The 10,783-nt window shown below is 69.7% G+C and carries 9 protein-coding genes; 3 read left to right on the top strand and 6 right to left on the bottom strand.

The features are described 5' to 3' along the window. Nucleotides 1–15 precede the first annotated feature (15 nt). Nucleotides 16–516, top strand: a complete 501-nt coding sequence (locus TMO_RS28220) for a GAF domain-containing protein (RefSeq protein WP_014748484.1) — start codon at nucleotides 16–18, stop codon at nucleotides 514–516. A gap of 55 nt (nucleotides 517–571) precedes the next feature. Here TMO_RS28220 and TMO_RS28225 read toward each other — a convergent pair whose 3' ends face one another. The 5 genes from TMO_RS28225 to TMO_RS28245 form a co-directional block, all read right to left on the bottom strand. After that, nucleotides 572–2,224, bottom strand: coding sequence for an OFA family MFS transporter (locus TMO_RS28225; protein WP_014748485.1), 1,653 nt, complete (start codon nucleotides 2,222–2,224; stop codon nucleotides 572–574). Between the two features lie 248 nt (nucleotides 2,225–2,472). Beyond that, entirely contained in the window at nucleotides 2,473–3,399 is a 927-nt protein-coding gene (locus tag TMO_RS28230; protein ID WP_014748486.1) for a LysR family transcriptional regulator, read from the bottom strand. A gap of 103 nt (nucleotides 3,400–3,502) precedes the next feature. Beyond that, a complete protein-coding gene (locus TMO_RS28235) occupies nucleotides 3,503–4,936 on the bottom strand; it encodes a DHA2 family efflux MFS transporter permease subunit (RefSeq protein ID WP_014748487.1) in 1,434 nt (477 codons plus the stop codon). Next, nucleotides 4,933–5,466 carry a MarR family transcriptional regulator gene (locus TMO_RS28240; protein ID WP_014748488.1) on the bottom strand — a complete coding sequence of 178 codons (534 nt, stop codon included), beginning with the start codon at nucleotides 5,464–5,466 and terminating at the stop codon, nucleotides 4,933–4,935. The genes TMO_RS28235 and TMO_RS28240 overlap by 4 nt, the downstream gene beginning before the upstream one ends. Nucleotides 5,467–5,608: 142 nt before the next feature. Continuing rightward, nucleotides 5,609–6,514 carry an IclR family transcriptional regulator gene (locus TMO_RS28245; protein ID WP_014748489.1) on the bottom strand — a complete coding sequence of 302 codons (906 nt, stop codon included), beginning with the start codon at nucleotides 6,512–6,514 and terminating at the stop codon, nucleotides 5,609–5,611. Nucleotides 6,515–6,962: 448 nt separating this feature from the next. Here TMO_RS28245 and TMO_RS28250 point away from each other — a divergent pair, with 448 nt between their 5' ends. Together TMO_RS28250 and TMO_RS28255 are read left to right on the top strand one after the other, a co-directional pair. After that, nucleotides 6,963–7,946 carry a thiamine pyrophosphate-dependent dehydrogenase E1 component subunit alpha gene (locus TMO_RS28250; protein ID WP_014748490.1) on the top strand — a complete coding sequence of 328 codons (984 nt, stop codon included), beginning with the start codon at nucleotides 6,963–6,965 and terminating at the stop codon, nucleotides 7,944–7,946. After that, entirely contained in the window at nucleotides 7,943–8,914 is a 972-nt protein-coding gene (locus tag TMO_RS28255; protein WP_014748491.1) for an alpha-ketoacid dehydrogenase subunit beta, read from the top strand. The genes TMO_RS28250 and TMO_RS28255 overlap by 4 nt, the downstream gene beginning before the upstream one ends. A 256-nt stretch (nucleotides 8,915–9,170) precedes the next feature. Here the strand turns inward: TMO_RS28255 and TMO_RS28260 are convergent, their stop codons facing one another. Beyond that, a complete protein-coding gene (locus tag TMO_RS28260; RefSeq protein ID WP_014748492.1) occupies nucleotides 9,171–10,721 on the bottom strand; it encodes a TolC family protein in 1,551 nt (516 codons plus the stop codon). Nucleotides 10,722–10,783 lie beyond the last annotated feature (62 nt).

Below are 10,783 nucleotides of genomic sequence, written 5' to 3' on the forward strand. Positions count from 1 at the left end.
GGAGCCCGCGCCCCCATGTTCGACGCCGCCCCCATCGACACCGACGCGACCCCCAAGCCCGAGCTGTACCGCCTGCTCGCTCGCCAGCTCGACGCCCTGATCGCGGGCGAGCGCGACCCGGTGGCCAATGCCGCCAACATGTCGGCCCTGATCTGGATGTCGCTACCCGGCCTGAACTGGGCCGGCTTCTACTTCCTGAAAAGCCCCGACGAACTGGTGCTCGGTCCCTTCCAGGGCCGGCCGGCCTGCGTGCGCATCGCCCGCGGCCGCGGCGTCTGCGGCACCGCGGTCGCCGAAGGCCGTACCCAGCTGGTCGAAGACGTCCACGCCTTCCCCGGCCACATCGCCTGCGACGCCGCCTCGGCTTCGGAAATCGTCGTGCCGCTGATCCGCGACGGCCGGATCCTGGGTGTGCTCGACCTGGACAGCCCCCACCCCGCCCGCTTCGACACCGAGGACCAGGCCGGCTTGGAACGCCTGGCTGCGATCTGGGTGGCGGGGAGCGATTGCGCCTGAGCGGATGATCGCCGCCGGGGGAGAAAGGCTCACTGCCGCCTCCCCCGGCCATGCGTCACCGGAACAGCACCAGCGCCTTGTCGAGGGTGATCCACACCCCCCAGAGGATCGGCAGGCCGACGGCGGCCCAGGCGAGGGGGGCGCGGGTGTCGATGCCGCCGCGGCCGATGCCGAACGAGCCCTCATGCGCGGCATCCACCGGGCGGAGCTTCGCCTGGATCTCGGCCAGTTCCGTCCTGCCGATGAACCAGCGCTCGGCCAGCGGCCGGATCGCCAGGTTGCAGAGGAAGCCCGCCGCCAGCATCGCCGCCAGCACGATCATGATCGTGTCGTAGATCTGGGGCCGCGGCACGCCGGCGGCGATCTGGGCGTCGCGCATATAGGCGACCACCAGCGGCCCCAGAATGCCCGCGGTCGACCAGGCGGTGAGCAGGCGACCGTGGATGGCGCCGACGAACTGGGTGCCGAAGATGTCGGCCAGATAGGCAGGGATGGTCGCGAAGCCGCCGCCATACATCGAGGCGATGACGCAGAAGGCGAGCACGAACAGCGCCAGCGCATGGCCGCCCGCCAGCATCGGTGCCGCCAGATAGAGGCCGGCCCCCAGCACGAAGAAGATCGCATAGGTGGCCTTGCGGCCCAGATGATCCGACAGCGAGGCCCAGAAGAAGCGGCCGCCGATGTTGAACAGCGAGATCAGCCCCACGAAGCCGGCAGCGATCGCCGCGGCCGAGAGTTTCTGCTGCTCGTCGAAGTCCAGGAAGCCGACATCGGGGGCACCGACCAGCGCGCCGCCGAAGATTTCCTGCAGCATGGGTGCCGCCACGCCGATGATGCCGATGCTGGCCGAGACGTTCAGGCACAGCACCGCCCAGATCAGCCAGAATTGCGGCGTCTTATGGGCGTCGCGCAGATGGACATGGCCATGGGTGATCATGGCCTTCGACGCCGGCTTCGGCGTCCAGCCATCGGGCCGCCAGCCGGCCGGCGGCACGCGGTAGCCGAAGGCCCCCGCCAGCATGAACACCAGATAGATCGCGCCCAGCGCCAGGAAGGTTTCCCATACCCCCACCGAATCAGGCGTGCGAAAGTGGTTCATCATCATGTTGGCGAGCGGGCTGCCGATCATCGCACCGCCGCCGAAGCCCATGATCGCCATGCCCGTGGCCATGCCGCGCCGGTCGGGGAACCATTTGATCAGGGTCGAGACCGGCGAGATGTAGCCGAGGCCCAGACCGACACCGCCGATCACGCCCGAGCCCAGCCACATCAGCCAGAGCTGATGGCTGGCGATGCCCAGCGCCGACACCGCCATGCCGCCGCACCAGCAGATCGCGGCCACGACGCCGGCCTTGCGCGGCCCCGCCCGTTCCAGCCAGCCGCCGAAGGCTGCGGCCGAGGTTCCGAGCACCACGAAGAACAGGGTATAGATCCAGACCAGATCGCTGATCCGCCAGTCGCAGCTGGTGGTGGTCAGCGCCGACAAGAGCGTGAGATCGGCGCAGGCGACCGGCTGGGTCACGCCGATCGCACGCGACAGCGGCAGCCAGAAGACGCTGAACCCATAGGCCATGCCGATGCAGAGATGAATGGCAAGCGCCGCCGGCGGCACCAGCCAGCGATTGAAGCCCGGACGGGCGATGATGCGTTCGCGATCGAGCAGCCCGGGGCGGGCGCCCGGGCCGTCGGTGGCGGCGATCTGAACCATGGCGTCGAATTCCTCCCCAGCGACGCGGATCTGCGGGGGGCCCGGCTGCCCTGGCACAGCGGGGAAACGGGCTGGCGATGCGCGATGGCGCGCACCCACGACCCGTCATCCGGCCCCGACATGCCGACCGATCTGCCTGAAAGCTTCCCCGCCCGGTGGTGGTGGCCTTTCCAGCCTCTTTCACCTCCGGTCGAACAACGCTGGGTCATCCCGCGCCCCGGATCAAATCGAAACGAATGAACGTTTAATCACCGTCCTCTATCAACCCGGGCGTTTTCCCGGGCGAAATCCCGCTCGAAATCCGCACCCCGCAGACAGGCGAGCAGGGCCGCGGCCATGGGCGACGGCGGGTCGCGATCCGACAGCACCAGCCCGACCGACTGGGTATGGACCGGATCGACCAGATCGATCGAGACCAGATCGGGCGTCGCCCCCAGCACATGCAGAAACGTATGGGGCACGATGCTCGACCAGCCGCCCTGGCGGATATGGGCGCAGACCCCGAGGAAAGAATTGCTCACAACGGGCGCATCCACCGTCACCCCCAGCCCGGAAGCGACCTTGTTCAGGATCCGGCGGTTCTGCATGTCCTCGCTGAGCAGGCAGAGCGTCTGGGTGAAGGCCTCGGCCCAGCCCAGCCGGTCGCGGCCCGCGAAGGGGTGATCGGGGCCGGTCACGAAGACATAGCGTTCACGATAGAGCGGCAGCAGCCGGCAATGCTCCGGCGGCTCGTTCTCCAGATAGGTAAGGCCGCCATCCAGCTCGAAGGCGTCGAGCCCGCGTTGGATGGCGCGGGAGGTGAGCGACTGAATGGCGATGCGCGCGGCGGGATGAGCGGCCATGAAGCGTGCGCTCAGAAACGCGACCGAGGGCATCGCCGCCGGGATCACCCCCAGCCGGAGGGTGCCGGTCAACCCGCTGCCGCCGCCCAGATCCTCGCGCAGGCTGTCGTAATCGCGCAGGATCTGGCGGGCCCAGACCAGCAGCTTCTCGCCCTCGGCGGTCAGCCCGGTGAAGCGGTGGCCGCGCACCACCAGCCGGACCTCCAGATCCTGCTCAAGCTTGCGGATCGCGGCCGACAGGGTGGGCTGGGTGATGTTGCAGCGCGCCGCCGCCCGGGCGAAATGCTTCTCGCCGGCGAGGGTCACGAAATAGGAGAGATGACGGACGAGCATGGCGGATGGCCTCCGGCGGGGGCGCCCGGGTCAGCCATCCGACACTATCATATCAAGGTTGATGCGCCCATCTTCCGCACACCCTGCAGACGAGCCGCCCCGCCTATACCCGGCCCGGCAAGCGCAGGGCCACGAACATGGCGGTCAGGCCGAAGCCCGCCATCACCATCAGGGTGATCGCGAAGGCCTCCATGGTCTGGCCGGGCAGCGCCGCCTCGGCGGTTTCCAGCACCACCGCCAGGATGGCGACACCGACCGCGCCGCCGAACTGGCGCCCGACATTCAGGGCCGCCGCCCCCTGCGCCACCTGGCTTTCGCCCAAGAGCCGGAGCCCACCGGCCGAGAGGGCCGGCATCACCAGGGCCAGCGACATCCGCCCGAAGGCCATGATGCCGGCGATCACCCAGAAACCGGCCGAGAATTCGGCCCAGGTGATCAGCACCGCATGCAGCGCGAAGCAGCCGAGGCCGATCATGACCTGCGGCCGGGCCGGCATCCGGTCCGCCAGACGTCCGGCGATCGGGAACATCATCGCCATGGCGAAACCGCCGGGAGCCATGGCCAGCCCCACCTCGGCCGGGCTCATGCCCCGGGCGGTTTCCAGCAGCAGCGGCAGCAGATAGGTGGAGCCGAACAGGCCGAGGCCGAGCGTCATGGAACAGAGCGCCGCCGCGGCAAAGCCCGGCGCGCGATAGATCTTCAGATCCATCAGCGGCCGGGTCACCCGCCTTTCCCAGGCGAGGAAGGCCGCCGCCGCCGCCACGCACAGCACCACCAGCCCCAGAACCGGCAGCGACACCCAGCCCTGCGACTTGCCCAGGCTCAACACCCCGATCAGCGAGACGAGCGCGGTTGCAAGCAGCACGAAGCCCAGCCCGTCGAACCGGCCCCCCGCCCCGGCCGGCCGGGCATCGGGCAGAGCCTTCATGGCCAGCCCCATGCCGACCAGGCAGACCGGGATCGCCACGAAGAAGACCGACCGCCAGCCGGCGAATTCGACCAGCGCGCCGCCCAGGCTGGGCGCCAGCGCCGGTGCCAGCACCACGCCCAGGCCGTAGAGACCCATGGCGGCGCCGCGCTTGTCGGGCGGATACATGCGGAAGATGACCACCATCGCCAACGGCTGGATCATGCCGGCCGCGGAGCCCTGGATCACCCGGGCGGCGATGGCGGCATGAGCACCGGGCGCAAAGCCACCGAGCAGGGCCGCACCGACGAAGACCGCGATCGCCAGGATGTAGAGCTTGCGAAAACCCAGCCGCCCCATCATCCAGGGCGCCACGGGCATGGCGATGGTGTTGGCGGCCAGAAAGCCGGTGGAGAGGCCCTGGGCAACCGTATGGCCGACGCCCATATCGGCCATGAAGGTGGCGAGCGCCACATTGATCAGCGTGGCCGAGAGCACGGTGGCGATGGTGCCGCACATCAGCGCCGCGATGGCGAGCCGACGTTCGGTCGCCGTGATCGCGGGGCCTGCGGTCACGGCGGGTTCGGGCAGCCGCGTCTCGTCGTCGGATCCGTCGCGGGGGGCCGTCACCGGGCACCTCCCTGATCGTCATCGGCAGCCGCGGCCCCCGCCAGCAGACGGTCGGTGCGGGCCTGGATCATGTCGAGCAGGGCCAGCGCCTCGACGATGCGCTCTTCGGGCACGTCGCCCAGCAGATCGTCGCGCACCTCGGTGATCGCCTGGCTGATCGTCCGGGTGGCCGGGGCGGCATTCGGCCCCAGCCGGATCACCTTGCGCCGGCGGTCGTCGGGATCGGCGCAGCGCGTCACCAGCCCGTCCGCCTCCAGCCGGTCCAGCAGCCGCACCAGGGTCGGTGCCTCGATCGCCAGACGCTCGGCCAGTTCCCGCTGGGTCAGGGCGCGGGGCTCGGTCGCCACCACATTCATCACCCGCCAGCGCGACTGCGTCAGATTATGCGGTGCAAGGCGCTGGTCGAGCAGCGCCCGCCAGCTGCGCGCCAGCCGCGCGACGGTCCAGCCCAGGCGCGCCCTGGGCGGCGCGTCCGGACCGGTGGTGGGAACGGGAACGGCGGAATTGACCGGATCGATGACGGGCAGCATGACCTGCAGGGCCTCATGGAACGAACGAGACCGTTAGCCTAGCAAATCATTCCATTAGGTCACTAACGTTCCTGGTGCAGCCCTGGCCCGCGCGCCGGTCAAGGCCACCCGATCAGGCCCCACTCAGTCAGGCCCCACTCAGTCAGGCCCGCATGCGGTTCCGCGCCCGAAGCGCCAGATCCCGCGCGCCCGGCGACTGGGTGCGGCCCAGCTGCTGTTCGATCCGCTCCCGCTCTCGCTGCAGCAGGGCGACCAGCTGGGCGCGGCGCTCGGGCGTCATCCGGCTGTCGATCGCGGCGATGCTCAACGCCGCCTCGGGTTCCCCGCGCCGGTTCAGGATCGGCACGGCCACGGCGCTCATTCCCGCCACGATCAGCCCGTCATTGAACGCATAGCCCTGGCTGCGGGTCTGGTCGACCAGGGTCAGCAGGCGCTGGGGCTCGAAGCGCGGCGCGTAGGAATTCACCCGCCCGGCATTCACGTCGATGATCGAGCGAACCTCGTTCAGATCGGGCTGGAAGGCGAGCAGCGCCAGGCTGCCGGCGCCCACGCCCAGCGGCCGCCGGTCGCCCACCGCGAGCGTCAGCGTGCGGATCGGGAAGGCGCCTTCCTGCCGCTCCACGCAGATCGCATCGAAGCCGGAGCGGACCGAAAGATAGGCGGTATCGCCCGAGGCTTCGGCGATGCGCAGTACCGCCGGGGCCGCGATCTTGCGGATGCCGAAGCGTTCTGCCGCAACCGAGCCCAGCGCAAAGGTCTCCACCCCCAGATGATAGCGGCGGCTGCCCGGGTCCTGGTCGACCAGGCCTTCGCGCATCAGCACCAGCAGCAGGCGGCGCACGGTCGGCTTGTTCAGGCCGCTGTCGGCGACCACGTCGACCAGCCGCGCCCCGCCGGCATCGCGCCGGGCCAGAATGCGCAACAGGCTGATCGCACGTTCCACCGACTGGGTTCCGGTGGGGGCGGCAGGCGCCGCGGCGGGGACCGCGGGTCCACGGCGGGCGGGGGCGGCACCACGGGCGGGTGCGCCCGTCAGGGTCTCGGGCATGGTGACACGTTTCCTCCGGTGGTCTCCGGGCTGCCTTCGAACGGGCCGCTCACGGGGAAGGTCGCGAGGGTGCGCCAAGTCGTCCACGATGGTCCACTATGTGGACGTCTTGCCGATCCTCTTGCAGAATGATGTCTCTGTTACGTCGATTTGACAACGTAACAGATGATTTGTAGCTTGGTCTTGAGCGAAAAGCCAATCCACATGATGGACCGGATAGAAAGGTCCGCATGAAGGACCCCGCCGGGAGCAACACCGGCACACGCTCAGGGCGCAGGGTCCCCCCGCGCCGCCTGGATAACGAGCAGAACATGCTGCCCGGCCTGCGTCGCCCCAGACGCGGGCCAAGGGCGCTTCCGGGGAGGAAAAACCGGTGACGACCGATTCCGTATCGGCGCCGCCTGCCGCAGACAACGGCAGGCGTCGGCGCCTTGTTGACCATCACGCCATGATGTGGCGCATTCGCGCCTTCGAACGGGCCGCCGAGGTGGGGCTCGCCAACGGCCATGTGGCGGGTGCCGTGCACATGTCCATCGGCCAGGAAGCCGTGGCCGCGGGCGTTTCCGCCCATCTGATCAAGGCAGACGTGATCGCCTCCACCCATCGCGGCCATGGCCACAGCATCGCCAAGGGCGCCGATCTTCACGGCATGATGCTGGAACTCTATGGCCGGGCCGGCGGTTCCTGCGCCGGCAAGGGCGGCTCCATGCACATCGCCGATTTCGATGTCGGCATGCTGGGGGCCAATGGCGTGGTCGGGGCCGGCCTGCCGATCGCCGTGGGCGCGGCGCAGGGGCTGCGCCTGCTGGGCCGCAATGCGATCGCGGTCTGCTATTTCGGCGACGGGGCGGCCAATCGCGGACCGTTCCTGGAATCGCTCAACTGGGCGGCCGTGTTTCGCCTGCCGGTCCTGTTCGTCTGCGAGGACAACAACTGGTCGGCCACGACCCGCACCGCGACCATGAGCGCCGGCCCCGGCATCGCCGCCCGAGCCGAGGCGCTGGGCGTGCCGGCCGTCAGCATCGACGGCAATGATGTCGAGGCCGTGGACGAAACCGCCGGCCGGCTGATTGCCGATATCCGCGCCGGCGGCGGGCCGCGGCTGCTGCATGCCCGCACCTATCGGCTGAAGGGCCATACCGTCACCGACCCCGCCCCCTATCGCCCGGCGGAAGAGGTGGCGGCACGGTGGGAAGACGATCCCATCGCCCGCAATGCGGCCGAGCTCAAGGCGCTGGGTCTGGACGAGGACGAGATCGCGGCCATCGAAGCGGCCGAGACCCGGCGCATCGCCGATGTGGTCGCAGCCGCCCTCGCCGCCCCCTTCCCCGAAACCGCTGCCGCCTTCGACGACGTCCAGGATGTCGGCCGCCCGGTCCCCGGGGCCGAACGCGGCCTTGCCCACACCCTTCCGGCGGAGCATCTGGCATGAGCGGCTTCACCTATATCGAAGGCGCCCGCCGGGCGCTGGCGGAAGAGCTGGAACGCGACCCCCGGGTCTGGGCGCTGGGCGAAGATCTGGGCCGCGGCGGCGTGTTCAAGCAGTATGATGGCCTGCAGGCCCGCTTCGGCGAGACCCGGGTGGTCGACACGCCGATCTCGGAAGCGACGATCATGGGCGCTGCGGTCGGGGCCGCCCTGGTCGGCAGCCGGCCCGTGGTCGAGATGCGCTTCTCGGATTTCGCCCTCTGCGCGGTCGACGAGCTGGTCAATCAGGCGGCCAAGAACCGCTTCATGTTCGGCGGCCAGGGCCGGGTGCCGCTGGTTGTCCGCCAGCCGATCGGCGTCTGGCGATCCTCCGGCGCCCAGCATTCGCAGTCGCTGGAAAGCTGGTGGGTGCATATCCCGGGCCTGGTGGTGACGGCACCCGCCACCCCGGCCGATGCCTATGCCCTGCTCAAGGCCGCGATCCGCTGCGACGACCCGGTAGTACATCTGGAACACAAGGCACTCTGGCCGCTGTCGGGCGCGGCGCCCGAAAGCGACGCCCCGGCGGAACTCGGCCGGGCGGCGATCCGGCGCCCCGGCCGTGACGTCACCATCGTCGCCTGGTCGGCGGCGGTCCACGAGGCGCTTGAAGCGGCCCGCCTGGCGGCAATGGAGGGCGTCGAGGCCGAGGTGATCGATCTGCGCAGCCTCTGGCCCTGGGATGCCGATTGCGTGCTGACGTCGGTCGCCCGCACCCGCCGGCTGATCGTGGCGCAGGAGGCCGTGCGCGATGCCGGCTTCGGGGCCGAGATCGTCGCCACCGTCACCGAGGCGCTGGGCGACCGGCTGGAGGCGAAACCGGTCCGCCTGGGTGCGCCGCGCATTCCGGTCGGCTATTCGGCACCGCTTGAAGCCGCCTATCGGGTCGGCCCCGACAACATCGCCCGGGCGATCACCGCCATGGCGGCCTGATCCCCCACCCTTCCGCAGCACCGCTCAGGCGGTGGCCGGATATCGATCCCCGGTACCTCCCCCGGGCAGGCCCGACGCTCTCCCCCGAGCCCCTCCCTGCCCGACCGGTGATCCGGCCATCGTCCGCGGCGTTCCGGCACCACTCCGCTCCCTGCGTCCTCCCTCCGCGCGGGTTCGGGGACGCACCGGAACGCAAAACCGCCGGCATCCTTCCCCCAGGATGCCGGCGGTTTCTTTTTTGATCGGATGGCGTGGGTCAGCTGGCGGAGGCGAGCTTCGGCTTGTCCACCGCCGCCGGCACGGGCGCGAAAGTCGGCCGACCCTCGCGCCAGTTGGTCTCGGTCCGGTCGATCGCCTGGGTGAGCGTCGCCACCGTGGGGGCATCCAGCGCCTCGGGCAGCGGGTCGGCGCCGATCGACAGGAACAGGCGGCCGAAGGCGTTGTTGGCGTCGGCGAAGGCCAGGTCCCGGCGCAGCTGGCTCTGCACCGAGGCCAGCTCGGTCTGGATGACCTGCAGCTCGCCCATGCTGGTACCCGCCGCGGCCCTGGCCTGATCCAGGATGCGGGCATCCAGATCGGCCAGTTCGCGGGCGGTCTGATACTGGATCCGCGCCTCGTCGTAATTGGTCTGGGCGACATGCACCTGGGCCAGCACCGCCATGCTGATCGCCATGCGCCGGGCGTCGACCACCTCCTCATTCGCTTCGGCGACCGCCATGGCGCCGGGGATGCGCAGGATGTTGAGCAGATTCCAGGTGACCTTGACGCCGTAATCGGCCCAGTCGTTGTTCACCAGATACTTGTTGCTGTCGTAATGGGCCCCGAGATCAAGCTCAATGCCCGGCAGCAGCCGCAGCAGCGCCTTGCGGGTTTCCTTCTGCGAGATGCGGGTCTGATAGTCCAGCTCGCGCACCTCGGGCCGGTTGGCCAGGGCCAGCACTTCCAGCTCTTCCCCGGTGGACGTCACCGGCGGCAGAGCGGCCTGGGTTTCGGGCGCCTCCAGGGTGAAATCCTCACCCGGACGCAGATTGATCAGCGCCGCCAGCTCGGTCTTGGCCAGGCGCAGTTCGCGCTTCTGCGCCTGAAGCTGGCGCAGCGCATCCAGCAGGCCACGGCGATAGGTCAGCGCCTCGGTCGGCGCCCTCAGCTGCTGCTGCTCGATCTGCGCGGATGAAGCGAGCGCCGTCTCGATCCGGGTCATCAGCGGGTCGATGCGCGACAGCACCCGCTCCGCCGCCACCGCCCGCCAATAGGCAGAGCGGACGTCCTGGATGATGGTATGCACCACCCGGCGGCGCTGCTCGGCGGCGATCAGCGACCGGTCGGCATTCTGCTGGGCGGTGACGTAAGAGACGCCGAAGTCGAGGATGTTCCACGACATGTTGAGGTCTGCGACCCGACGGTTGCGCTCGGTCGAGGTCGAGGGCACCAGCGATTCGGTACCGGTCGCGATGTTCTCGCTGCTGGACGCCGAGACGTTGTCACGCCCGACGAAGCCCGCCGAGGCCGCCAGCGAGGGCAGCATGTCCCAGCGCGACAGATCCAGCTGCCGCTGGCTCAGCGCCTGTTCCATGGTGCGGAGCCGGCCGTCCAGATTGTAGAGGATGGCCCGCGCCATGGCCTCGTGCAGGCTCAACCGGCCGGTCACCGGCTCCTGGTTCGAGAACATCCGCGCAAGATCGGCCGAAATCCGTGCCTGAGTCATCTCAGGCGCGATCGGCTCCGGCGTCACGGTGCACCCTGCCAGCAGCGCCGCGGCCAGCACGCCCGCCACCGCCTTGCGGCCGTGCCGCCCGATCCCGTTCATTGCTGCCTGCCCCCGCATATGCTCACCCCGTCTGTCCGCGGTCGTTCTGCCGCGCGTCATGA

Source organism: Tistrella mobilis KA081020-065, assembly GCF_000264455.2.
GTDB lineage: Bacteria > Pseudomonadota > Alphaproteobacteria > Tistrellales > Tistrellaceae > Tistrella > Tistrella mobilis.